The sequence below is a fragment of the uncultured Methanobrevibacter sp. genome (genome assembly GCF_900314695.1).
Lineage (GTDB): Archaea > Methanobacteriota > Methanobacteria > Methanobacteriales > Methanobacteriaceae > Methanocatella.
In genome coordinates this window covers 42,380-67,904 of record NZ_OMWD01000023.1, presented here as the reverse complement: position 1 = coordinate 67,904, position 25,525 = coordinate 42,380, and the positions used below count along the sequence as shown (strand labels likewise).

17 protein-coding genes are annotated in these 25,525 nt (G+C 35.2%); 8 read left to right on the top strand and 9 right to left on the bottom strand.

Going from position 1 to position 25,525, the window contains the following annotated elements:
- Positions 1–190: 190 nt before the first annotated feature.
- The 8 genes from QZN45_RS08325 (at position 191) to QZN45_RS08290 (ending at position 6,726) form a co-directional block, all read left to right on the top strand.
- Positions 191–1,240, top strand: coding sequence for a hypothetical protein (locus QZN45_RS08325; RefSeq protein WP_292882405.1), 1,050 nt, complete (start codon positions 191–193; stop codon positions 1,238–1,240).
- Between the two features lie 174 nt (positions 1,241–1,414).
- Complete coding sequence (locus tag QZN45_RS08320) at positions 1,415–2,245, top strand: hypothetical protein (protein ID WP_296812449.1); 831 nt, start codon at positions 1,415–1,417, stop codon at positions 2,243–2,245.
- Between the two features lie 142 nt (positions 2,246–2,387).
- Positions 2,388–2,585: a hypothetical protein gene (locus tag QZN45_RS08315; RefSeq protein WP_296812447.1), complete on the top strand. Its 198-nt coding sequence runs from the start codon at positions 2,388–2,390 to the stop codon at positions 2,583–2,585.
- A gap of 39 nt (positions 2,586–2,624) precedes the next feature.
- Positions 2,625–3,185: a hypothetical protein gene (locus QZN45_RS08310; RefSeq protein ID WP_296812445.1), complete on the top strand. Its 561-nt coding sequence runs from the start codon at positions 2,625–2,627 to the stop codon at positions 3,183–3,185.
- Between the two features lie 47 nt (positions 3,186–3,232).
- A complete protein-coding gene (locus tag QZN45_RS08305) occupies positions 3,233–3,667 on the top strand; it encodes a MarR family winged helix-turn-helix transcriptional regulator (protein WP_292882397.1) in 435 nt (144 codons plus the stop codon).
- Between the two features lie 6 nt (positions 3,668–3,673).
- On the top strand, positions 3,674–5,062 hold the full coding sequence (locus QZN45_RS08300) for an MFS transporter (protein ID WP_296812442.1): 1,389 nt from the start codon (positions 3,674–3,676) through the stop codon (positions 5,060–5,062).
- A 75-nt stretch (positions 5,063–5,137) separates the two neighbouring features.
- Positions 5,138–6,271 carry a TMEM175 family protein gene (locus QZN45_RS08295; protein ID WP_296812441.1) on the top strand — a complete coding sequence of 378 codons (1,134 nt, stop codon included), beginning with the start codon at positions 5,138–5,140 and terminating at the stop codon, positions 6,269–6,271.
- A gap of 56 nt (positions 6,272–6,327) precedes the next feature.
- The gene (locus QZN45_RS08290; protein WP_292882388.1) at positions 6,328–6,726 is read left to right on the top strand and encodes a PaaI family thioesterase; all 399 of its coding nucleotides are present in this window, start codon (positions 6,328–6,330) and stop codon (positions 6,724–6,726) included.
- A 284-nt stretch (positions 6,727–7,010) separates the two neighbouring features.
- Here QZN45_RS08290 and QZN45_RS08285 read toward each other — a convergent pair whose 3' ends face one another.
- The 9 genes from QZN45_RS08285 to QZN45_RS08245 form a co-directional block, all read right to left on the bottom strand.
- Positions 7,011–8,354, bottom strand: a complete 1,344-nt coding sequence (locus QZN45_RS08285; RefSeq protein WP_296812439.1) for a hypothetical protein — start codon at positions 8,352–8,354, stop codon at positions 7,011–7,013.
- 268 nt (positions 8,355–8,622) lie between these two features.
- Entirely contained in the window at positions 8,623–9,258 is a 636-nt protein-coding gene (locus tag QZN45_RS08280; RefSeq protein WP_296812437.1) for an Ig-like domain-containing protein, read from the bottom strand.
- An 80-nt stretch (positions 9,259–9,338) separates the two neighbouring features.
- Positions 9,339–10,679, bottom strand: a complete 1,341-nt coding sequence (locus tag QZN45_RS08275; protein WP_296812436.1) for a hypothetical protein — start codon at positions 10,677–10,679, stop codon at positions 9,339–9,341.
- A 124-nt stretch (positions 10,680–10,803) separates the two neighbouring features.
- The gene (locus QZN45_RS08270) at positions 10,804–12,381 is read right to left on the bottom strand and encodes a hypothetical protein (RefSeq protein ID WP_296812435.1); all 1,578 of its coding nucleotides are present in this window, start codon (positions 12,379–12,381) and stop codon (positions 10,804–10,806) included.
- Between the two features lie 77 nt (positions 12,382–12,458).
- A complete protein-coding gene (locus QZN45_RS08265) occupies positions 12,459–19,559 on the bottom strand; it encodes an Ig-like domain repeat protein (RefSeq protein ID WP_296812433.1) in 7,101 nt (2,366 codons plus the stop codon).
- Between the two features lie 116 nt (positions 19,560–19,675).
- Positions 19,676–22,414: a hypothetical protein gene (locus QZN45_RS08260; RefSeq protein WP_296812431.1), complete on the bottom strand. Its 2,739-nt coding sequence runs from the start codon at positions 22,412–22,414 to the stop codon at positions 19,676–19,678.
- Positions 22,378–23,007: a hypothetical protein gene (locus QZN45_RS08255; protein ID WP_296812429.1), complete on the bottom strand. Its 630-nt coding sequence runs from the start codon at positions 23,005–23,007 to the stop codon at positions 22,378–22,380. The genes QZN45_RS08260 and QZN45_RS08255 overlap by 37 nt, the downstream gene beginning before the upstream one ends.
- Before the next feature lie 207 nt (positions 23,008–23,214).
- Positions 23,215–23,415 (bottom strand): hypothetical protein, encoded by a 201-nt coding sequence (locus tag QZN45_RS08250; RefSeq protein ID WP_296812427.1) that lies wholly within the window; start codon positions 23,413–23,415, stop codon positions 23,215–23,217.
- A 143-nt stretch (positions 23,416–23,558) separates the two neighbouring features.
- Positions 23,559–25,403 carry a right-handed parallel beta-helix repeat-containing protein gene (locus QZN45_RS08245; RefSeq protein WP_296812425.1) on the bottom strand — a complete coding sequence of 615 codons (1,845 nt, stop codon included), beginning with the start codon at positions 25,401–25,403 and terminating at the stop codon, positions 23,559–23,561.
- Positions 25,404–25,525: the final 122 nt, after the last annotated feature.

The window sequence follows — 25,525 nt, the reverse complement described above, 5'->3', positions numbered from 1 at the left end:
TGGAACAGGGGGGATAGCACGGTAATCCTACTCTCGTGGGAGAGTATCAGCCCGTGAAGTAAGAATCCTCGACTTCACCAAAGTCGAGGTAGTTCAATTTTTTGATGTTGTTAAAATCATAATTGTACAATAATGCTTTTTTTGAATGTAAACTTTATATATTTTAATTTTGTAAAATATATATGATATCATGAATCTTAAGAATATAGGTATTATTTTATTATTTTCATTATTTTTAATTTTAAGCGCTTCTTCTGTTCAAGCTCAGGATAATTCAACAGAGTTAGTTTATCAAAATCAGGATGATTCTTTCGTTTGTGATGTCGAAAATAATTCTTGTGGTGTTGATGATAATTCCAACTATTGGAGTTTGGATGACATTGGCAGATGGGTAGTTGATGACGATGGAAATCTGGTTTACATCCCGTCAGATAATAATAGAACTGCCGAAAATTTTACTGAATATGGCTTTAAGGAAAATGGTGCTGATTTGAGAAAAAACAATTCCAGTCAGAATATTTCCCAAATGTCCAATCCTTACGATATGAATCCATTATGGAAGGAATATGCCAAGGACCCTTGGGCTTTCATGGAAAAATACCATTCATTGTCAAATTCTCCATCAATACCTAAAAATTATACCCTTCCTGATGATTCATGCCATCGCCCTTATTCCAAGGAATTTAAAGATTTGATGAATTTCATTGAAAAGACACGAGTGAAGCCTGATGCAATAAAAAGCAATGATATAAATGTTTTTTATTCCCATAGAAATTTATATGAAGTTAGGATTCTCAATCCTATTGGAGACTCTGTCGGCAATGGTGTGGATGTCACATTCATTTTCAATGGCAAAAAGATTCATGTTAAAACGGATGATGGTGGTTATGCAAGTTTCAAATTCAACTGCCAGCCTGGAAATTATGTTGTAAAAACACATGCAGGAAATATTAGTTCAAAAAATAGTATTGTTGTCAAGCCATTATTCAAAACAAAGAATGTTGCAAAAAAATATAAGAAATCCTCAAAATTCACAGTCAAACTCATTAAGCATAACGGCAAATCCGTTTTCAAAAAAAATATTAAAATAACATTTAATGGGAAAAATTATACTATTAAAACAAATTCAAAAGGAATTGCAGCATTCAAAATTCCAAAAAATATTAAAGTTGGAAAATATGCAATCAAAACATGTTATAATGGTTGCATTGTTAAAAACATCGTTGCTGTTAAAAGATAATTTAACTTCTATTTTTTTTTGGTTTTCATAGTTGATGTTTGGATTTTAATTAGTTTTTAATTACTTTATTGATTTTACTTTGTAAAATTTACTTTAAAGTGTTATATTGCTTTTATTTTTAATTTAAGAAAATTTTAAATATTATTTTTTATAAATAATTATTTGGTGATTGTCATGGTTCAAAATAAGGATGCTTCATTTAAATTCATATCCAAAGATCATTTAAAAGAACTTTTTGACATTCTTGATTTTCACTTGGATTTTGACATTGACCCTTTGGACGTTGAGGTTTTGTCTACTGAGGTTGTGGTAATCGAGCCTTCTCTTGTGCGGCCAGATTACATCATCCGAATTAAAAATATCATATTCATGATGGAATTTGAAAGTTCTCATGTGGGGTTGAAAAAGAAAAAGCTATTCAAATTGTATATTGCGGCCTATGATTACAAAAACAATGATAAAAATGATAGTATACTCTTTTTTGTTGTTTCCACAAAAGAAAAATCAAAAATGGCTGAATATAACATTAATGATTGGGATTCGTTCAAGTTTCCAATCATTTCACTCAGGGAATTGGACAAGGAAAAAATTATTAATGATATTAAAACAAAAATGGATAACAAAGATACGTTCACCAATAGGGAATTGATTGAATTGGCTTTGACACCTATATTGGAAAAGGATAAGGAAAATGTCATTGACCAATTCTACGAAACAAAAGAGATAATGTCAAAAATCCACTATCCGTCTGATGAAATCAAAACATCTGTATATGGGATTGTTTTGATGCTTAGCAGTATGTATTTTGATGAATTGGATCCGATTAGAAAAGATATTCAAGGTGATTTGATGGGTAAAGTTGACTGTGTTGCGGAAGCTTGCAAGAAGAGTTTTGAGGAGGGTCATTCAGAAGGCCATTCTGAAGGATATTTAGAAGGTCATTCTGAAGGCCATTCTGAAGGTCATTCTGAAGGATATTCTGAATGTGAAGGATGTTGTTGTTAGGAATATGTTAGTTAATTCTGATTTGTCTGTTGAGGAGATTTCTAGGATTTCTGGTGTTTCTTTGGATAAGGTTGTTGATTTGAAAGGTAGGTTGTGAAGTTGGTATTGCGAGTCTATTTTTTGGATGATTTTGGAGGTAAAGTTGACTGTGTTGCGGAAGCTTGCAAGAAGAGTTTTGAGGAGGGTCATTCAGAAGGTCATTCTGAAGGTCATTCTGAAGGATATTCTGGATGTTGTTGTTAGGAATATGTTAGTTAATTCTGATTTGTCTGTTGAGGAGATTTCTAGGATTTCTGGTGTTTCTTTGGATAAGGTTGTTGATTTGAAAAATAAGTTGTGAATTAAGCTAATAAATCAGACAGTCAATTGCGGTGAGTGGATGTTAATCAAAAGAAAAGTCTTAAGACCAAAGGATTTAAAGAAAATTTCAAAGTATTCCTGTGACGAAAAGATTAAGGAGGCCTACATCAATTACCTGACCAATTACTCATTCAAGGAGTTTGTAAAATACTGTGATGAGAATTCAAATATGGATTTTCCGGATTTGATTTTCAAGTTCGCCGATTTGCAGCTGGAAAAATATGAACCCAATTCTTTGATTTGGGTTTCCCATGTGATGCTTAATTTTGTAATCTATTTTGACGTTAATCTTGATTATGGCCAGTATTATGACGCTTATGCATCCGCCCTTCAGCTTACTGTCCTTTCCTGTGCCATGAAAATGTCAATCGACAAGGTTTCCTTTGATGATGTTCCATTTCCTGAAAGTTCTGCATCTTGCTTTGATAAATTATTCTCCACAAAACCTGATTTTAAATATGATTTGAAAAAGGATTGCGATTTGGCATATAATTCATTCAACACTGATTTTGATTTTGAGGCTGGGCAATTCTATGCTCTCGTCAAAGGTCATTTTGATGAGAATTTTGTTTCATATTAAACAGTTTCATTGGAAACATTTATATTGTATTATATTAAACTATTTTTATGGACGAAGAAATTTTTGAAAATGCTCCATTCATAGCATGGATTCATAATCTGTCTAAAAGTCAGCTGAAGTACTTGAATTCACGATTGAATGATTTGGACTTGGGTCATGAGATAAAATACATAATGATGATTTATGAAAATCCCAATTCCTCTCAGGATGATTTGGTAAACTTTTCCGGTCAAAGCAAAGGAAATATTGCTAAAATCGTTAAAAAACTTGAGGATATGGGATATGTTGAAAGAAGTGTCAATCCAAACAATCGCCGAAAGTACATGCTGAAGACAACTTCTAAAGCCAATGATATAGTTCCGAAAATTCGAAAGATCTCTAAAGAGTGGGAGATTGAAGTTGGAATAACTCCGGATGATGATGAGTTAAAGCAAAGAATCAAGGAAATATCAATCAATTCAATGAAACTTGTTGGAGAGTAGTTATTTATGAAAATAGATTTTGAAACAATTGTAATATTTGTATCATTCATTACATCTTTTTTTGCAGTTTTTCTCTCAAACGGAATAATAATCGGTGTTCCGGCAATTGCACAGGAATTTGTAATGAATAATGTTATCCAAAATTGGATTCCGACAATATTTTTCCTGGTCGTGGCGGTTTTCACAGTTCCTGCAGGTCAGATTTCAGGAAAATTTGGTGTTAAAAAATCTCTTCTTGCCGGAATCATCGTGTATTTGATAGGATCAATTGGTGCGGTCTTGTCATTTTCAACAGAATCATTTATGATATTCAGAATAGTTCAGGGAGCAGGTGTGGCATTTTTAAATGTATCTGCAATGGCAATGGTTGTGCAGGCCGTCAAACCCCAAAACAGGGGAAAGGCATTGGGCTTTACCGTAACTGGAGTATACCTTGCAACATCCCTTTCACCAGTAATCTGCGGATTTCTGGTTCAAAATCTCGGCTGGAGATCAATGTTTTACTTTGTAATTCCATTTTTGGTATTATGTATAATTCTAATGATGGTAAAAATCCCGCAGGAGTGGAAAACCTATGAAGGTCAACCAATCGATAAGTTAGGCTCAATCCTTTGGGCAATAGGCATACTGACATTCATATACGGCTTCACTTCACTGGTTAATACTCAGGGAGTAATTCTGACAATGGTTGGGATTGTCATGCTGTGCATATTCGGAGCATATGAGCTTAGACAGGACTCTCCTGTGTTCAACATGAATTTATTTAAAAACAGAAAGTTCACATCATCCAATGTGGCTGCTCTATGCAGCTATCTTGCAATTATGGTGGTTACAACAATCTTGAATTATCATTTCCAGTATGTGCGCGGTTGGAATGCTCAGATGTCCGGTTTGATATTGATAATCACTCCTGTCATAATGGCAATCATGGCTCCGAATGCCGGAAAGCTGTCTGACAGGATACATCCGCAAAAGCTTGCGGCAGTTGGAATCGGAATTGCTGCCATTGCACTGGCAATATTGTCATTTTTAAACGGAGACACTCCACTTTATATAGTCATATTGGCCATGATTTTGCAGGGTATAGGCATGGGACTTTTCTCAAGCCCAAACATGAATGCAATAATGAGTTCAGTTCCTCCGAAGTATGCTCCAACAGCTTCCGCTTCACAGGCAACAATGAGGACAATAGGTCAGACCATGAGTCTTGGTCTTTTGACATTGGTATTTGCTTGGGTAATGGGATCTCTGCAGCTGGCACCGGAATATGCTGCAATGATTGTTCAGGCATCTCAGACAATCTGTCTTATTTGTACAGTCGCATGTATTCTGGCAGTATTCGCTTCACTTGTCGGCATACGTTCAAAGGATGAATTCAACACAAAAAGAGGATAATGCTTCGCCTCCGGGCGAAGTACCCAAATCCTTGATTGTGTATATTTTATCTATCATAAAGTCCAATATCTTATCATGCAAACTGATAGATTCGAAACATTCATGGATGCAATTCTTGCAATTATTATCACTGTTCTGGTATTGAAGCTGGCTCAACCTCCCGCTCCAACATGGGAGGGGGTCATATCTTTAAATGCAAGCTATCTTATTTATGGAATCTGTTTTTTAATCATATTCAACACTTGGTATAATGACCACAACCTTTTCCAAATGGTTGATGAGATAAACAACCTGATTGTAGTGGTTTATGGTGTCCTGATATTTATCATTTCAATTCTTCCATATTTTGCATCATGGGTTTCCCTGAATCCTCAGTCTGTTCCTGCTCAAACGATGTTTGGAATTTTGTTTTTGGCCACAAATGCATGCTATAACCTGTCCACTTTTCTTATAATCCGTGCAAATCCATATAATGCTAAACTTAAGAAAATAAACCTTAAGAACTTTTGGCGATATGTTCCCGTAATAGTTATTCTAATCGGATTTTTGGTCACATACACAGTCTATACTCCTGGAATATTTATTTCATGTATCATAGCCACCATCTATTGGTTTTTCATAGCAATTTCCACCAAATCTGAAATTGAAAGCAGTGGAAGATTTGAAGCTTTGTTTGATGCAATTATAGCTATCATATTGACAGTTCTTGTTTTGGAAATAACAATGGCTTCAGGCGGTACCTGGCAGGATTTGTTCGATTTGAAAATCGAATTTTTGGCTTATATAATCAGCTTTATCGTATGTTTCAATTACTGGAACTACAACAACAATCTATTTTCCATCGTAAATAAAATTGACACTGCTGTTATATGGTCAATTGGAGCGTCAATGTTTGTATTGTCACTGATTCCATACCTTTCAGTATTCGTTTCACATAACTTTTATTCGTTTGTGCCTCAGGCATGCTATGGGATTGATTTTATCGTCGTTGCAATTATATCCATTGTCACATCAAAAGCCTTGAAGAATGCGGATAAGGGAAACGTTGCCCTGATGCTTGCATTGAAAAATAATCTGGTATTCGTAACAACAATTGTCTTTGTTGGAATAGGTATGGTAATCGGATATTTCTTTTATCCTCCGGCAATCATCATATCCTGTCTTTTGTCAATTATCGCCGTTTGGGCAATTTCATATTTGACTAGATAATTTCCTGTTCAAAAATTTTAAGTATTTTGTGAACTATAATAAGTTTAGGTGAAAAAATGGCAAATTTTGATGATATTGAAAGTGCAAGGGAGTTCTTCTACAAGGACAAGTTTGCAGTTGATACTGGCGTTACATTGGATGAGTTGAGTGAAGATCATGCAATATGCTCTTTGAAATTAACTGACAATCATAGAAACGCTTACGGCGGTGTGATGGGGGGAGTAATATTTACATTGGCTGATTTTGCTTTTGCTGTTCTCTCAAATCAGATACACCAGCTTACTGTTGCACAGCAGGTTGACATTCATTATCTTTCTGCTCCAAAAGGAGAAAAGCTTATAGCTCATGCAACATGCAGAAAGGACGGCAGGACATCTTCCATTGTCAATGTTGATATAAGTGACGATACTGGTCGTGACGTTGCCCAATTCATTGGGACCGGATTTAAATTATGATTCAGTAAGAATTATAATTTTAAATCATTCTATTTTCTAATTTTTTCTCAGAAATTTTGATATTGGTTATTTGGATAAGTTTTGTGTAATTTTTTGTTTCAAACCAATTCATTTATATGCTATTAAAATCAATATTTTAAATGACTGATTAACAAGTCGTGAAAAATCCGATTCGAAGTTGCACTGCCGTAGCTTCGAATTTTTTTTGAAAGAGTTGATTGTTGCAAATGTCAACATTTAATTTAAAAATTAAAAAAAGTGGAGCGTGATTGCTCCAATAATTCCTATTTTACCTTGGATGTTGCAGTTGTCACGTTATTGTGTGCACTGTCGTACAGTGTTACTGAAACTTCGGCTACTTTTTTGTGGTTCATATCACAGTCATCGAGAATGTATGAATCGCCGACCTGACTTGATTGGTTGATTTGACTGTCATGATATGTTATGATGTTTCCTTTTGCATCATAGTAATATGTTCTAAGCATTGAATAATCAGAATCTGCTGGTACTGGGTCTACATAACCCCAGACAAAGCACCATCCTGCGTTGTCATGGGCGTCCGTTATTATTATCTTTGTGTTGGATAGGTCGGCTGAACTTCCAAATCCTGATTGGCCGCTGTTATAACTGCTGTCGGAATATGTGTTGTCTGAGCCTGAGTTAATCAATCCAAAGCCGATAATGGCTATCAGAGCTATAACTGCAATTGCAACTATTGCTATTGTCTTGTTGTTGTTTGATGTTTTTGTAGGGCTTGTTTTGCTTTGCACTTTTCTTTCAGGTTCTGGCTTTGATGTTTTTTTAGGGGTTGTTTTGCTATGTACTTTTCTTTCAGGTTCTGGCTTTGATGTTTTTTTAGGGGTTGTTTTGCTCTGTACTTTCCTTTTTTCAGTTTCTGGCTTTGATGTTTTTTCGCTGAGCGTTTTTGTATTTTGTTTTACCGGCTGCGGATTTTTGGTGTTGGGTGCATCATTGGACTTTGTGGCTGAATATATCTTGTATCCTCCATATGCCATCACAAGCAGTGACACGACAAGCAATGCTTCACTGCTGTTTGTTCCTCTAAGCACATAATTTCCACTTGCAGCTCCTAAAAACATTACTAATCCAACAATGAGTGTTATAACACCTGACCAGGTGCTGCCTCTGTTCTTGTTTTTATATCTGATTTTGTTGTATTCATCTGATCCGTATACTGCGGTTTCAACATCTTGGCCTTTCACATTTGTTCTGGCGATTAATGATTCTGTTGTGGTTGTCTTGGTGTAGTCCTTTTCAAGAATGTCTGTAAACAGGTTGAACAGCTCTTCAATGATTGCATCGGCATTGGCTTTTTTAACTTTCAGATATAACATTGAAGCGTCGCTTCCGATAGCTTCTACATATGCATATCCTTTGAAATTCAGTGCACGTGCCATGACACTTTGCTGAATGCCGAATAGCATGGCTTTGGATTCCTTGTCTTCATCGAAAATTTTGCCGTAGTTTATTTTATCAACAGTTTTTATTAATGCAGCGTATGAATCCTCTTCTGTGTAAGGCACAGCCAATTGCTTTTCAATACTGACGCCACCTTTTTTGTTGATTTCACTTTCCCAATTGTCTTTTGTGGATTTTGAAATTGCCATGAAATACCTCCCTTTTTAGGTATTATAATTTCTGTTTTTTAGGGGGTATAAATCACTTAAATGAAAATATTTAATCAGGCTTCTCGGGCACTCATTTTTGAATTCATTATTTTAATTAGATGGTTTATATTTTTAATATTTTCAGGTGTTGGTTTTATTTTTCTTGGATGCAGATTTGATTTAATAAGTTTAATCTATAAATTTCATTTAAAGTTGTGGTGTTATCTATCTGTAAAAAAATAAAAAAATAAGGAAGTTAAATTCCTTATCATGTTTCGGGTACTTCGTGGCCGTTTTCATCAATTACAGTTTCCGCTTCGTTACCGTTTTCATCAATTACTGCAGTGCCACTATCATCATCACTGCCTGTGTCGGAGCTGTCCTGTGATGTGTCACTGTAGTCATGTGTATATGAATTGTATGAATCAGTAGATGTATCAGGGGATGCTGTTTGTGTGTCTGTTGTATCGGTATCGCTTCCAATCATTGCAGTCATGTTAATATCCTCTTCAACATAACCTGACTTGACATTGATTTTTTCTTTGAGACTGCTTGCCGTATAGTTGTTGTCTCCGTCATAGCTTACCTTAACCTCATATTCTCCGGGACTCATCTTGGCAAGTTTAACGATTGCAACGCCGGTAACGTGTGTTTTGACAGTTTTTGATAAAACTTCTTTTCCGCTTTTATCAGTAATTTTTACTGTAACTGGCTTATCAGCCAATGATTGCTTTTGTGCATCGGTTAACTTGATGTATATTGTACCGTTTTCTCCAAGGGTTCCGTTATTAAGCATTTTCAATTCGGTGTCCTTCGCCCCGGTTGAAGGGGAAAGCATGACACCTGCAACCACTATAAAGATAACGATTACTATTCCGATTATTATCAATTCCTTTTTATCCATTTAATCACCTTTAAAAAGAAATTTCAACTTAATCCTTTTTGTAATTAAATTATTATTTTTCATATTATATAAATCAATCATCATTTCTTTTCGTTTTTAATTTCATTTAGAATTTCATCCACCAAATCAGATCCGCCATCTTCATATTCGATTCTTTGATTTGTGCCTTCATCCAAGGTCAATTCTTCAAGTTGATAATCAACAGTCTGATATTCCTCTTGAGGTTGGTTCATTTCAGCTTTTGGAGGAACATACTCCTTTGGTTGGCTCATGATTCGGGCTGGCTGTTCGGTTCTGGCAGGCGCAGGGGTTTCAGTCCCTTGAGATTTAAGGTTTGGCCACATATTTGCCAGAATTATTATTATCAAATAGCAGACCAGCAGATTTGAATAAAGATTGTTTTGACCACTCACAAGACATATTACCATGTTCAACAGATTCGGAATGAAAATTAAAAATATTTCATGGGAATCTGTTGTGTAGTAAATGAATCCAAGAAGAATTATTGACAGAATCACATAGACTATAGGACTGTTTAAAAGCCCGTCAAGGATGATGTTTTCACGGGTCATGTCAACGATTGAATTCAGTGACTTGAACTTGTCTGTTTTGACATTTACCTGAGTTGCATTTTCAAAGCCTTCCTTTGGAACGTCATTGATTCCCTTGAAAAACTGACTTTTAGCATTTTCAAGATTTACTCCATCTTCAAATGCATCATTTGCAGGGAAATTGTTGTTGGCATCGGTTTGATATATCATACCTAATGATGTAATCAGGACTATGCAAACAACGCTTATAAGACCAAGCTTTATCAATGCATCCTGAGGAGTTTTCTTTATAAAGAGATATGCCATGATTATTATCAATGAAAGCACTGATACGTAAATTCCAAAGGTGTTCAGTCCGCTTATGAATGCAAGTGTTACAGCAATCATTATGCCCAGTTTAGTGCTGATTTGACCGTTTCTGTCGATTATTACCTTAATGAGGAAACATAAAAACAGCACTGCATAGCTGAATAGGATATTGCTTGACAATGTAATTGAATAAATTGCATTTATTGGAATCAGACATACAATCATTGTTATGATGAACTGCAATACGAATCCATTGCTGTCGCTTTTTGTATCATCACGATGATAGTTGCATATAATCATCCAAATAAGGCTGAATACCAGTATCTGGAAAGCGCCGATTGATGCAGGGGACGCATAGATTTTAAGACATATCATCTCAATGATTGTGTGCAATATCGGATATGCGCCGGTAAATTCGCCTGTAGCAATTTGGTGAAGCTGGCTGAATGAAGCAGCAGTCAAAATGCCCGGATTATATATGTAAAGATATAATGAGAATATTAGAACGGGTACTATGAATATTATAAAATCCCTATAATTAAATTTTGAGTTTAAATTCATGAGTAATACTTTGTTTTTTAAGGTATATAACTGATTTTGTGTTCTGCATGATTTTTTTTGTCATAAAAGTGGGGCTTTATAAATATTGCATGTATAAATAAAAAGATAAGGATTGGTGAGATCCTTATTTTTTGACTTTAATTTGGCTTTTTGCTGAAATTTTGTAGTTGGCGTTACCAGAGGTTATTGTGACTTTGTGGGTTCCTACTTTAAGCTTTTTGGTGTTGAATTTTGCTATTCCCTTTGAGTTAGTCTTTACCTTGTATGTTTTCTTGCCGATTTTGAGTTTGATGTAGGTGTTTTTCACAGCTTTTTTCGTGGTTTTGTGCTTTACTGTTACTTTGAAATATTTGGATTTTTTGTATTTAGCGATTACTTTTGGTGCTTTGACAGTTGTTGGGGCTTTCAAGACAGTAATTTTAAATGTTGCATCTTTAACATATTTTACTTCAGATTTCATAAAAATTGTATATGTTCCGACCTTCCAGGTTGAAACTGGAAAAATAAAGTAATTTGAATTATAATCATAAAATTTTGAATTATAATCATAAAATTCGTATAACTCATGTTTTTTACCGTTAATATAAATCTTGACTTCTTCATAAATTGAATCTATTTTAAGTGATTTTCCGCTTTTATAATATGTTTTTCTAAGGTGATTCATGCTTTTCGCTTTTAGATAAGTTGGCATTAATGAATCATTTAACAAGCTATCTCCTGAAAGAATTGTCGCATCCCTGTTGTTGATGAATACACAGTCTTTTAGTTCATAGTCCTCAAGAACTAAAATGGCAGTATTTGAGGCAGTGTTGTTTATGAAAGTGGAGTTGATGATTTTAGCATGCTCGCTATAAATCAAAGCATCACCATGTTTAATTCCTATAAAATTAGAATTATTTACAGTTAAGTTTCCACTATTAATTTTTGCATCCTTAAAATCACAATTTCGGATGTGTAAATCGGCGGTTGCACTGCAATAAATACTGCTGGATTTGAAAATGCAATTTAGGATACTGGCATTGTAGTGTGCCATAATTGAATGGAGTGAATTTTTTGTGAAATTGGAGTTTTCCAGGTATAAATTGCCAAGACAGCTTATTGCTCCACCATTTCCATAGTCTCCCATATCAACGTCCACATCCATATCGTGGTAACTGCCTAAATATTTTGCATAATTATCTATGAAAGTGGAATTTATCACTGTCAAATCATTTTCTGTATAAATTGCACCTCCCTCCCCGTAACCAGGTTCCCTCCAGCTTAGGTAATTAAAAGTATCATATACATTATTGTTGATAAAATTACAGTTTATAATGGTTAATTTTCCACTGGATGTGATTGCACCGCCGTAGACAGAGGAAAATCCATTGGTAATATTAAGATTTTTTAAAATGACGTTGCTGGAATTAATGTTGAATATTCTTGAATTGTGATTGGCGTTTAGTGTTGTTTTTCCCAATCCGTCTATGGTAATGTCCTTATCAATTTCAATTTCATGCCCTGATCCTTTATAAGTTCCATTTAAAATGACTGTTGAATTGAATTTTGCTTTTTCTATTGTGTTCTGCACGTCATCAAAGGTATTTGTGGTTTCATGTGCCTGCAAATCATTTTCAATAGTGATGTTTTCTGAAGCTGAAACAGCACCAATCATGATTATCAGAATCATCAAAGAAAAGCATATGATTTTTTTCCCAAACATGATTAAATATTTGTTAAATTGTATATATAAAGAAGTATTGTCAAAAAAAAAGAAATTTAAATAAGGGGTGTAATCCCTTATTTTTTAATTTTAACTGTCTTTTTGATTGTATCTTTTGCATATGTTGCCTGGTAGGTTATTTTTTTGCCTACTTTTAGTTTTTTGAGTATGGATTTTTTGATGGTTACTTTTGCGACACCTTTTGCATTGGTTTTGGCTTTGTATTTTTTACCGTTGAATTTGAAGGTTACGGTTTTCTTTTTTAGGTATTTTTTGTTTACTTTGGCGAGTGTTGCCTGTAGTATTAGTTTTTTGGCTGATTTTTTGACTGTTGCTGTTTTTAGTGTTACTATGTGTTTTACTGTTAGTGTTTTTGTTACTGTTTTTCCAAGGGATGTTATTTTTAGCTTGTATGTTCCTGGTGTTTGTGTTATTTTGAAGCTTGCGATTCCTTTGGAATTTGTTTTGATTGTCTTGAATGCTTTGTTGTTTTGCTTTATTGCTACACTGACATTGTTTGCTGTTATTCCTTTGTTTTTGTATACTGTTATTTTGTATGTTGTTCCTGCTGAGTATAGGACTTTGGCGTTAGAGGCGGTTATTGATGGGTTGGTTTCTACTGTTATGTTTGCGTCCTTTTTAAATGCAGGGTAGTTTTTGTCTCCGGAATATTCGAATGTTATGTTGTATTTTCCTTTCTTGTCGGATAAATCGATTTTGAGTATTCCTCCGATGATGTCATATACTTTGTATTTGGTTCCGTCGATGAAGACTGTTAGTGTTCCTTCTGCATCATCTGGGAATTCTAGTGTAAATATTCCAGCTGTGCTTGTTTCTATTTCTTCTGGAATGTCAACAGGTATTACAGTAAATTCAGCGGTGCTTGAGCTGTCTTTGTAGCTGGAGTCGTCAATGAATTTTGCAAGTACTCTGTAGGTGCCTAAATCGTCTGTTTTATAGATGTATGCAGTGTTTGCAGGTATTGTTGCTATTAATTTGGAATTTATGTATATTTCAACTGTACCGGTGTTCACCAGTCCTCCTTTTTGGCTTAAAATGAGGGTTGTGATTGAGATGTCGTTTCCGGTATATACTGCAGTTTCATTTATTGAAATGATTGTTGTTGTGTTTAGTGGTGTGTATGTGTTGTTTTTGAATATGCAGTCATCATCAACTGTTCCTCCGTAAACTGCTCCGCTTTCCTCTTCTGCAATGTTACTGTCAAATATTGATGATTTGATTTCAACGGTCCTGTTTTCCGGAACATATACAGCGCCTCCGTTTTGCGCATGTGAATTGGTGAATATGGAGTCTGTTATTTCTCCGCTATTTGCGTTCCAGTATATTGCTCCACCGTTCTGTGTTGCAGTTGATTTGTCGAATGTTGATGTGTTTATCATTCCGTTTTCACCATTCCAGTAAACAGATCCTCCATTTTCAGCAGAACAGTTAATAAATGTACAATTGGATATCATACCATTTTTACCAATCCAGTTGATTGCTCCACCGTTGGCGTTGATTTTTCCGTTGATGAATCGGATGTTGTTGATTCTGACGTTATCGGCAGAAACGCTTAGGATTCCGGACAGGTTTTTGGCATCAAGAATGGTTTCTCCGTTACCTTTAATGCTTAATTCTTTGTTGACGGTTATTGTTGAACCTGTTCCGTAGTATGTTCCCTCCAGATTGATTTCGTCTCCTGCATGTGCATTGCTGATAATGTTGGCTATGTCTTCAAATGTTTTCATGCTGGATTTGACAGTGAACTGTGTGGAATTTTGGGATGCAAGGTAATTGGTATCTCCAGTGTAATTGGCTATTGCTTCATAATTTCCTGCATTGAGTCCGGTTATGTTGAATGTGGCCTGTCCGTTTTCGATGTTTTTGATGTAATTTTCGCCGTTGACTGTGAGTGTTATTGTTCCTGTTGCATCATTTTGGACATTTATAATAATATTTATGTCTTCGCCATATGCTGTTTCAGGGATTGGTTGGATTGTTAGATGTGATTCTGATTTTGCAACTGTGAGGGTTGTTGTTGCGTTTGCTGCTTTGTAGTGGTCGTTTCCTTCAAATGTGGCTTTTATGTTGTATTCTCCTGCGTTTAAGTTTGGTATTGTTATTTGTCCTGTTCCGTTTGTTATTTCAAGGGCAATGTTTTCGTTGTTTATATTGACTGTTACTGTACCGTCGATTGACATTGTTGCTGTGATTGTTGCGTTCTCACTGTATGTGGTGTCTTCGGTAGATATTGTCAGGATGACGTCTTTTTTGCCTACACTAACGTTAACGGTAGTTGAATTTTGAGAGTAAATTCCGTCGCCACCAACTCTAACAGTAATGATGCCATTACCTTCTTTTAAAGCAGTAACAACACCGTTTTCACTAACGCTTACAACTCCTGAGTCATCAGGAATATAAGTTACATTCAAATCATCAGGAATGGTAGTAGCAGCAATGCTAAAACTATCACCAACTTTTAAATCCAATGTGGAGTTATTCACGCTGATGCTGGCATCATTTAAAGTAACGGTAACATTAATAGTTTTATTTGAGGCTTCATAATTATCATTGCCTTCAAAATTGACAGTAATTATGGTTGAGCCTGCGCCAGTGGCTTTGATTGTACCATTTAAAACGATGGCAATGCTTGTATCATTTGATATGTATGTTAGGTAGCCTACATCTGGAATCAAAGTGGCTTCTGGAGCAAATTCCTCAAGAACCTTGAGGTTGACAACATCGCTGGCAACACTGATTTCGGTAGGTGCTTTACTTACTCTAAATTGTGTAGTGTTTTGGCAAGCCATGTAATTTGCATCTCCAGTATAATTGGCTATGGCCTCATAATCCCCGGCACCCAATCCTGTAATGTTGAATGTGGCCTCTCCGTTAATGATTTCTGCAGCGTAGTTTTTATCGCCGATGCATATTGTAACTGTTCCAGTTGCATCTGTTGGGGTTGTTACAGTTATTGTTGCGGCTTCACCATAGGTTATGTCTCCAGCAGTTATTGTCATATCCACTAATTTTTTATTAACTGCAACTGTAAAGTTGCTTTGGCAAGGACCGTAATTATCATCTCCTGAATAGGTCACATTAAATGTATAGTTTCCAACATCAAAGCCTGTCATGTTGAATACTGCTATGCCGTCGAAAATATCTGATTTATATTCTGTTGAATTTGCTTGGGTGTTTGTAATTGTAATTGTTCCTGTTGCATTTTCCGTTACTGATACGATGATGTAGAGGGAATCTCCATAGCTGATGTCTGTTGCATTTACAGTTAAAAAGGTTGACCCTGGATGATTTGAAATAACAGTATTACTTGCATCTGTGAAATTGACTGCATCATTTCCAAACAATTCCCTTGCATATAAATGGTTTTCCCTTACAGTGTTTTGCTTTGAACTGCCCAGATTAACTGCATAAATCTCTGTAGTGTTGATTATGTTTTCAGTGATTGTATTGTAATCTCCGCTGACATTTACGCTTCCTGCTGCATTGTTTCTAAATAATTCATTATAGTCTCCGGTAATATAGAATGATTTGTCGGTTGAATTGATGGTATTGTCTTTTATTATGGAATTGTCTCCTATGACTTTAATTCCTGTGGTATCACTGCCAAATAAGTCATAGACATATTCATTTCCTACATTGGATGCATCTGCAAAAATTGTGTTGTTTTCAGCTATTAAATTGGATCCTGCGTATGCGATTCCGGTAGTATAATTACCTCTAAGATTAACAAGATTTCCGGTTACATTGCTCTCAACATTATCTAGTTCGAATCCGAACACATTATATGCGTTACCAACAATGACATTATCAGTATAAGTTGCTGAAGCATTTCCATCCAGTCTATTTGAGTAAATTCCATAAGCAGAATTTTTTGATTTTACTGATATTTCGTTATCTTTTACAACACCAGTAGAATGGCCTTCGATACTGATACCGTTAGAGTAATAATTGGATGTTGTATCAATGTCATTTGCTTCAATATTGAAATTATCACAATCGCTTATTGATAATCCATAGATATAACTATTTCCTTCAGATACAATTGTGTTATTGGAAATTACAGCATTATTGGAATTTTTGAAATCTACAGAGTAAATAGTATCATAACCGCTTGCAGTAACGACATCAGTGAAATTAACAGATACAGTATTGCTATCAAAAGTAACATTATCAGAATTTTCAACAACAATGCCTTCACTAATAGGATAGCTTACCCAATTTCCACTACCTGGAGGCACTTCAGCCCAAGGCACTTCAGCAGAAACCAGAGATATGTTAAATATATTTTCAGCTATTACGGAAGTTGTGGCATTGGTTAGATATATTGCAAAATTTTTGCCGACACCGTTGGTATTTCCGGTATATGTTACTCTGTTTTTGAAGAATACCAAGCTTGAAATGTTGTTGGCATAAAGAACATAGGCATCACTGTCAAACATTGCCTTGTAAATGATTGTGTTATTCATTAATCCTATGTTTGAATGGGAACTGGCATTGATTGCACATCCTGTGGCATTTTCTGAGATTATTGTGAAATTAATTATGAAAACCCAGTCTGATTTCACGATAAATGAAACGTCTTTGAATGTTGCATTGTTTCCTGTAAATATAATTTCTTTGTTAATGGTTATTGTGGATGCTGTGATATTTGAAAAGTCACCTTCAAATGTCAATTCATTTGTTGATACATTAAGCAATGTTCCGTTCTCGTCAAAGAAGCAATCGAATTTGTCCGGGGTCACGACTTTTGATTCGCTAGCGTTGATTAGTATGGTTGCGACATTGTTGGTGTTATCTGTGTCAATTTCATTTTCAGTACTTGCGGTTGCATTTAATGCAATCATGCCAGCACCCATCAAATCGCAATAGAATGTTATTGATGCAGTATTATTTGCATTTAAACGGTCTATAATCCAGATAAATGTTTGGCTATCTTCATATGCTGTTGAGGTGTTGGATGATTTGTATCTTAATGAATTCGGAATGGTTAAATTTACGGTGATATTTGTTGCATCGCTTGGACCGTTATTTATTAGATTGATTATGAATTCGACTGTGTCTCCTCTTTTGAATTCTGTTGCGTTAGGATATAGTGAAATTCCTAAATCGACATCCGCTTTTGTCACGGTTTGTGTTGCGCTTTTGTTTGCTGGATTGTAGTTTTCATCTCCGGAATATGTTGCAGTTACTGTGTAGTTTCCTATATTTAATCCTGTGATGTTGAATGCTGCAGTGCCTGAAATGATGGTTGCCATGCCATAAATTTTGCCATCGATGTGGATTGCTATGATTCCTGTTACATCTGGAAGTGTTGTGACAGCTATTGTTGCGTTTTGGCCGTATTTTATGTCTGTTGTGTTAATTGTGATTGGTGGGTCAGCTCTGTTCACGGTTAATATTATTGTTGTATTTGCCGGATTGTACTGGTCGTTTCCTTCAAATGTTGCGGTTATTGTGTGGTTTCCTGCAGGTTGTGCTGGTATTTGTAAGTGTGCTGTTCCTGCGATGGTGGTAATGTTGTATGTTTCGTTGTTTATGTTGATGGCTATGTTGCCGTCGATTGGCATTATGGCGGTTAGTGTTGCGTTTTGACCATAAGTTATTGTGTTTTCATCCAATGAGATTGTTAGATTAACGTTTCTCTTGTTTACTCTAAATGATGTGGTACTTTGAGTAGGCAGGTAATTTGCATTTCCTGAATATGTGGCTGTAATGTTGTACTCTCCTGCAGATAATCCTTCTTTCATTATGACGTCTGAACCATTGATGAATGATTGTTCCTCAACTCCACCGATGTTTATGGTAAGGTTGCCTGTGGCATCAAATGGGGTAATGTCAATAAAGATTCGTAATGTTTCTCCTGCAAATATGTCGCTAACATTAAGAGTTAATGTTGTGTCTGCTCTTAAAATGAACAGGTTTGCTGAGGCATTATTGTCAGTTAAATTCAAATCTTCTGCATCTGAACTGACAAAAGCATTTACTGTGGTATTTTCTGCTTTTATTGCTTGGCATGTGATTGTTAAGGTTGCCCATGAAGTTGAAAATATCTCAGGTATGTTCCAGATTCCAGTCATACAGTCAAAGGAACCTGCATAGGGGGTGTTGCCAATAATTTCTAAAGAGGGTGGAATTGCGAAATGTGCAGATACGTTTTTTGCATCATCAGGTCCATTGTTGTAGACAGTGGCGGTCAATTCGATTGTATCACCTATTTTGCAGGTTCCGATAATGTTTGAATCTATCCTCATGTTAAGATCTGCATATTTGTCAGATATTCCATTTAGGGTACAGTTGGTGAGGTTTCCGTTATAAACTAAACTGGATAGTGTTTCATTTCTTGTAGTGGTGAATTCGCATCCAATTATGTTCACTATATTGTCTGCGTATATCACTGTTGAATTTGGCATATTGCAATTTTTGAAAGTTGTTCCTTCAATTCGCCCTCTTTCACCATACAAGTAGATTGCTCCTCCTTTATTTGCAGTTGTATTTTCAAAGTAGGAATATCTTATTGTATTATCATTTCCGCCCCAGTAGATTGCTCCTCCTTCATATCCTGAACAGTTTATAAAAGTAGATCCAATTATATTGGTATTGCTTCCTATCAGGTTAATGGCGCTTCCGTCAATGCCTAAACAGTTTGTGAAGGTACAATTTTCTATCAATCCATTATCGCTACCGTATGTCCAGTAAAGTGCAGTGCTTGAATTGCCCTTCACATTTATAAATTGTATGTTTTTCAGTTTGACATTTTGCGCATTGTCTATTCGCATTATGTCTCGGGTATTATTAGCATCAATGATGTGACCCTGTCCATCAATGGTGAGTTCTTTATCAATCGAAATTAGACCATAGAAGTCAGATTCTTTACAGTAGTCAACTGTCAGTGTCACTGTATCTCCGGCAGTTGCGCCGCTTATTAAAGTGTTTAAGTCAGCAAATTTTCCGCTTGAATTTCCAGGCCCTGAAAGGGGTGTTGTAGATTCGTCAATTCCTAGTTTTTCTTCAAAATTCTCATTTTCGCTAAGCTTTAAGCTTGTTTCTTCAGTTGCTGCGAGATTGTCCGATGTCGTATTGGTGTCGGCTGCACTTGCAGCTCCCATTGTTAAAATAATCAGTAGTAATAGTACTAAAATCGCTTTTTTAAATCCCATAATATCACAGATTATTATAGTTTATATGGGATTATTTCTTTTTAAGAAAGTATTTAAGTCTTAGAAAGCTTTTGCTTTAATTAAGAAAATAAGAAAAAATAAGGATTGGTGGGTCCCTATTTTTTAACTTTAGTTGTTTTTTTGACGGTGTCTTTTAGGTATGTTGCCTGGTAGGTTATATTTTTGCCTACTTTGAGCTTTTTCAGGATACTTGATTTGATGGTTACTTTTGCAATACCATTGGCTTTGGTTTTAACATTGTAGGTTTTGCCGCTGAACTTGAATGCAACAACTTTACCTTTGATAGGAGATTTTCCTTTCTTAAGGGTTGCGGTCAGGACAAGTTTTTTAGCGGATTTTTTGACAGCTACACTTTTCAAAGCAAGGACTTTTTTAACTGTCACTTTAACTTTTAAGGTTTGCTTTGCATATTTGACAACTACAGTGTATTTGGCAGGTTTGTAATTCATAGGCAATGAAGCGATACCTTTAACATTGGTTTTTTTGGCAACAACCTTGTTTTTGCCGACCTGGAAGGTTACTTTAGCTCCTTTAAGAGGGTTGCCGTCAGTGCCTAAAACCTTTGCATTGTAATTGAATCCGTTGTAAACTGTTGCTGAAGTTGCAAAGAGTTTAGGAGTAGTCGCTTTTGAAACATTAGCCTGATAACCCTCCTGGAAAACACAACAGTTGTCTTCATCATAGACACTGACATCGATTAGATATAAACCTGAAGTTATAAGAGGCATTGAAACATCAGTTTTTTGTGAGGTAATCTTTGCTGTCCTTTCATAATCGTTGTCACCATAACAACTGACTTTGCCTTTAAATCCTGAAGGAACTAAAACAGAAACGATATTTTTGCCAAATACAACAAAATTGTCGGATACAATAACAATAGGTTTAACCCATATTGTACCTTCAGTTGAAACCTCAATAGGTTCTTCTCCATCTTCAACAAAATTAGCAGAATATTCATTCTCCCCTAAATTTAATCCTAAAAGAGTGACTTTAGCATATCCATCAACCATCATTGCGCTGGACTCTTTGCCGTTGCATGATACTGTCAATGTACCGTTGATATATGAAGGAAGATTTAAATAAACATCCACACTTTCATTGAAAAGAATCTCCTGTGATGAAACAAGAATATTGAAGTTTACGGAAAGGTCAAAAGTCCTGTTTTCCACATAATAGTCATTTCCGTCATAATACACACGGACATTATAGTAACCCCTATTCAATGTGTCGAATGATATTGCAGCCTTACCGTTTTCAAATGCTTTTTTGGCATAGACTTCTCCATCGACTTCGACAACAAGATTGCCTTTAGCATCATCAGGTAAAACTACTGAAACATCATTATTTTGAGACTTATATGCAACATATGAGTCATAATCAATATTTGCAGCCACACTGAATGTTTCATTTACCTTTAACGGATGATTGTATTTCTCATCACCTGAATATTCAACAGTGATGACATGGTCGCCGAAATATTCTGTGACATTTACTTCATAATAATATCCATCATCAGTAGTCCTGTATTTTGCTGGTTTTCCATCAATAGTTACGTTAACTGAACCCTTACTGTCATCAGGAAGATTAAATTCAACATAATTCTCTCTGCCATAATTGTATTCACTAATATAGATTGGAATTGTATAGTCCAGATTAATTTTTTTGCTTACATCAATCGGAGCTTTGTTTCCTTTGTAGTAAACTCGAATATTATGGTAGCCTAAAGGCAAATTCAAGGAGTCTACTTGACAGCGAACGAATTTACTATATTCATCATAATCATCATAAATATCAGCAACATCATATTCTTTAACCTTTTTGCCGTCTGAATAAATGATTACTGTTCCAGTGGCACCATCCTGGAGTTTTACAAGTATGTTGTCGCCGTTATTGTAGTATAACGTATCCGGAATGTCCACTACATAATTTGAAACATTGAATTCATATGACATGACCTTAGGTTCAAAGTATCCGTCACCGGTATAGTTCAAGGTTAGAGTATGGGTGCCCAAAGCCAATTTATCGGTTCCAACATATATTGTCAATGTACCATATGCATTATCTCTGGAAATTTCGCTGCCGTCGACATAGGCAATTATTTTGCCACCAATATCATAAGGCAATGAAAAATATAATTGAATTTCAGATCCTTTTACAACATCAGCAGGAACATCCACATTTAGATTTACACAGGAAGGATCGACATCTGAAACACCAATCTCCCTAGAATAGTAATAAATGCAATCGCCATCATCACCATAAATTCCAATAGATAAACTTCCCTCATATGGAGTTAAATCGGATAAATGAACATCGCATTTTCCAGTATTATCTAGTTTGTCTTTAAAAACCGCTACATCCCCAATTGATACAGTTACATTTTTGTTTTTATATTCTTCCGGGAAAACAACAGGAATATCATAGGTTCTTTTGCTGTAGAACTTGTTTGGGAGATCCATATTTGGAATGACATTAAAATATTCATTAACAATAGTGACATTATTATGAATGACATATGCCATGTAATTTTTATTAAATTCAAGATTATCTGGAATTGCGTAGACCGCCTTTGAATCCTTAACGGTCACTGTCTTTTCATCATATATAATACTTTCATCATCATAATCCACAAGAATGAATTTGATTTGTTCACCGTCAGCATAATTGACTACAACATCACTTGAAGATTTAAAAATGACTTCATCAGGAATGTATACCTTTGGCACAACAGCAAATACTTTTTCAGCTGATTTTGCTTTGATGTTTTTGCCGTCACCTTTGTATGTTACTTTAACAGTCACGTTGGTAGTGGTTGCCGGACCATAATTAACCAAGCCTCATACTCCTCATCCAAATCTATATTAAATTTTTCACCATTTATATCCATAACAACTTTGCCTGTGTGTGAAGGAAGGTCAGCAGTTATAGAATTGGATTCTCCATATTTCCATTCGTCCTCATCAATGGAAATATCAATACCGTAATCATTTACATCATAGGTTTTTGATACTTCCTTATCGTTGCAGATTTCCTTATCATCTGAAATGAAATTGATATTCAATGTATGAGTACCGAATTCCTTTATCTTTGATGAAACCTTGTTGAATCCTGAGTAAACATAACTATAGTCATCATCCTCCAGATTAGCATCAAAGTAGTAATGTACTTCACCGGATGCATCTTTAGGCAAGGTTATGTTAACATTAAATCTTTCATATGCCTTTATGCTATCTGGAAAGACTATTTCAACATCTTTCGGTTGACCTGACTCATCATCAGCCACAATATCATCATCAACTGAAGCGGACACGTCAACAGCTCCGTCAATTTTTAAATTATCCGTACTGTTCTCGCTTGCGCTTGCAGCACCAAGTGTCAAAACCGCAAGCAAAAATATGGACAACAATATAATCTTATTTAACTTCAATTTTATCCCCATATTGATTTAATTTATATTCAATTTGAATACAATAATATATCTGAAATATATTACATATAAATTTTAACTTTATTCTTGAAATTAAAGAATTTCAGTGATTAAATTCGAATGAAAAGAATTAATATGAATAATTTTTAAAAAATAAGAAAAATAATGAAAAAAATTAACAAAAAAAGAAAATAATGAAATCAATCATTATTTTTGAACTTTTAAAGATTTTTTGACTGTATCCTTGAGGCAGGGTGCCTGAATCTTGGCCCTGCTTCCTCCCTTGAGATTGGCCAATGCGGATTTTTTAAGGGTCACTTTTGCAACACCTTTTGCATTGGTTTTGGTTTTGTATGTTTTTCCGTTGAATTTGAAAGTTACCTGCTTGCTTTTGAGTGTTGCTGTCAATGTTAGCTTTTTGGTGGATTTTTTGACCTTGACTATTTTTCAGTGTCACGATATGCTTAACTATTTGTTAAAATGTATATATAATGTTACATGTCTGCATTAAAAAGAAAAAAAGGAAACTGTCTCGATGACAGTTTTGGGTTTTATTTGATTGTTATTGTTGATTTAGCGCTCATTTGGTAGTTTGTGTTTGCTGAAGTTATTGTAACCTTGTGTTTTCCGTAATTAAGTTTTTTGGTGTTGATTTTAGCTATTCCTTTTGAGTTTGTTTTGACTTTGTGTGTTTTCTTGTCGATTTTGACTTTGATGTATGTGTTTTTCACAGGCTTCTTGGTGGCCTTGTTTTTGACTGTAACTTTGAAGTATTTGGACTTTCTGTGTTTTGCAATTATTTTAGGAGCCTTTATGATTGTCTTTGCCTTTGTGATGGTGGTGACAGTTGTTGTCTTTTTGACTTTGCACTCTCCATAATCTGTAGTGATTTCAATCTTGTGGGATCCTACATTTAATCCGGATGCGCTGAATTTTGCTATTCCGTTATTTTTTGTTCGTATTGTGTATGTTTTATATTTTTTGCCGGTAAATACTTTTAATGTAATATCACACTCCTTCACGGGTTTTTTTGTAAACTTGTTGATGATTTTGATGTTCAATGTAGCTCCTGAATTATATGAAGTTTTCACCTTATTGGCGGTGAGTGTGGCCATTTCCATTTCTTTTAAGTTATCATTTAAATTGACGCTTTTTGTATATGTCTTTGAGTTGACTGTAAGCTTTGCGATGCTGTAGTAGGTATTGCCATAAATTCCCCATATGGCGCTTGTAAGTATGATGCTTGCCTTGCCGTTGCCTTTTAGTGTGGTGTTATTTATTGTGACTTTTGCTCCCACGACCTTGAGGGCACCTGCATAATCTGCAGTATTGTTTGTAAATGTGGAATCTGAAATATTGATTGTGGTGTAGCCGTGGTAATCGTCGCTGTATATTGCGCCTGCCATTTCTCCAGTATTGTCCTCAAACGAAGTTTTTTTGACAATCACATTTCCGTCTGTGGATATTGCAGTGTCTGTATTTGACTTGAATGTGCAGTTGAGGATATTCAATTTCAATGCATCTGAAGGGAAGGTTTGTGATGATGAAATATAGGAACTGTAGGCTCTAATCCCCTTACGGTTGTTTTCAAATCTTGAATTTGAAACGGTTGAATCGCATGATGCATACATTGCGGTTTCACTGTTGTTTGTGAAACTGCAGTTGTCCACATCAAGTGTGCAATAACTGAATACATAGATTCCGTATTCGTTTTTGTCGAATCTGGAATTTTTAATTTTTAACTCCACTGCATCATAGACTGCCACGGAATTGTTTTGAAAATCGCAGTTGTCTATAGTTACTCTATTTCCGTTGACTGCATTATTTGCAGGATTATTTATGAATTTTGAGTTTTTCAAATCTATGACGTCTGCTCTGATTGCAGAATCTCCAAGATTGTCTGTGAATGTGCAGTTGACTATTGTCAATTTTCCTTCACCGTATATTGCACTTCCGTAGTACCAATAGTAATCCGGCATAGGTTTTATGTTGTTACCTTTGAAGATGCAGTTTATGAATGTCAAATCTCCTATGGATTTGATTGCTCCTCCGTATTCACTTGAAAGTGCATTTTGGAATGTTATATCCTTAAAAATAAGATTTTTATCAGTATTTATTATCCTTGAACTCCAGTTTCCATCCAGAGTAGTATCATTTGTACCCTTAAATGTTAAATCATTATTGACTTCAATTGCGTTTCCCTGACTTATATATGTGCCTTCAAGTTCTATTGTATCGTTTTCACAGGCATTGTCTATTTCTGTTTGTATATCTGTAAATGTTTTTTCCTCATTGGCTGATGTGAGTGTTGTATTTTCGCTTGCAGATGCAGTTCCTATGCATACTGCCAAAATCAGTGCGATTAGGAAAAAGCCGATTAGTTTTTTGTTGTACATGTTTAACTATTTGTTAAAATGCATATATAATGTTACATGTTTGTGCTAAAAAAAGATTTAAACACAAAATTCTTGTTTTGGCTCAAAAAAAAGAAAAGTGAGCTGTCCGAAGACAGCTTAAT

Excerpts from the sequence above, each read along its gene's own strand:
- QZN45_RS08325 (WP_292882405.1), top strand. The coding sequence starts at position 191 with ATGAATCTTAAGAATATAGGTATTATTTTATTATTTTCATTATTTTTA.
- QZN45_RS08320 (WP_296812449.1), top strand. The coding sequence starts at position 1,415 with ATGGTTCAAAATAAGGATGCTTCATTTAAATTCATATCCAAAGATCAT.
- QZN45_RS08310 (WP_296812445.1), top strand. The coding sequence starts at position 2,625 with ATGTTAATCAAAAGAAAAGTCTTAAGACCAAAGGATTTAAAGAAAATT.
- QZN45_RS08305 (WP_292882397.1), top strand. The coding sequence starts at position 3,233 with ATGGACGAAGAAATTTTTGAAAATGCTCCATTCATAGCATGGATTCAT.
- QZN45_RS08300 (WP_296812442.1), top strand. The coding sequence starts at position 3,674 with ATGAAAATAGATTTTGAAACAATTGTAATATTTGTATCATTCATTACA.
- QZN45_RS08295 (WP_296812441.1), top strand. The coding sequence starts at position 5,138 with ATGCAAACTGATAGATTCGAAACATTCATGGATGCAATTCTTGCAATT.
- QZN45_RS08290 (WP_292882388.1), top strand. The coding sequence starts at position 6,328 with ATGGCAAATTTTGATGATATTGAAAGTGCAAGGGAGTTCTTCTACAAG.
- QZN45_RS08285 (WP_296812439.1), bottom strand. The coding sequence starts at position 8,354 with ATGGCAATTTCAAAATCCACAAAAGACAATTGGGAAAGTGAAATCAAC.
- QZN45_RS08280 (WP_296812437.1), bottom strand. The coding sequence starts at position 9,258 with ATGGATAAAAAGGAATTGATAATAATCGGAATAGTAATCGTTATCTTT.
- QZN45_RS08275 (WP_296812436.1), bottom strand. The coding sequence starts at position 10,679 with ATGAATTTAAACTCAAAATTTAATTATAGGGATTTTATAATATTCATA.
- QZN45_RS08270 (WP_296812435.1), bottom strand. The coding sequence starts at position 12,381 with ATGTTTGGGAAAAAAATCATATGCTTTTCTTTGATGATTCTGATAATC.
- QZN45_RS08265 (WP_296812433.1), bottom strand. The coding sequence starts at position 19,559 with ATGGGATTTAAAAAAGCGATTTTAGTACTATTACTACTGATTATTTTA.
- QZN45_RS08245 (WP_296812425.1), bottom strand. The coding sequence starts at position 25,403 with ATGTACAACAAAAAACTAATCGGCTTTTTCCTAATCGCACTGATTTTG.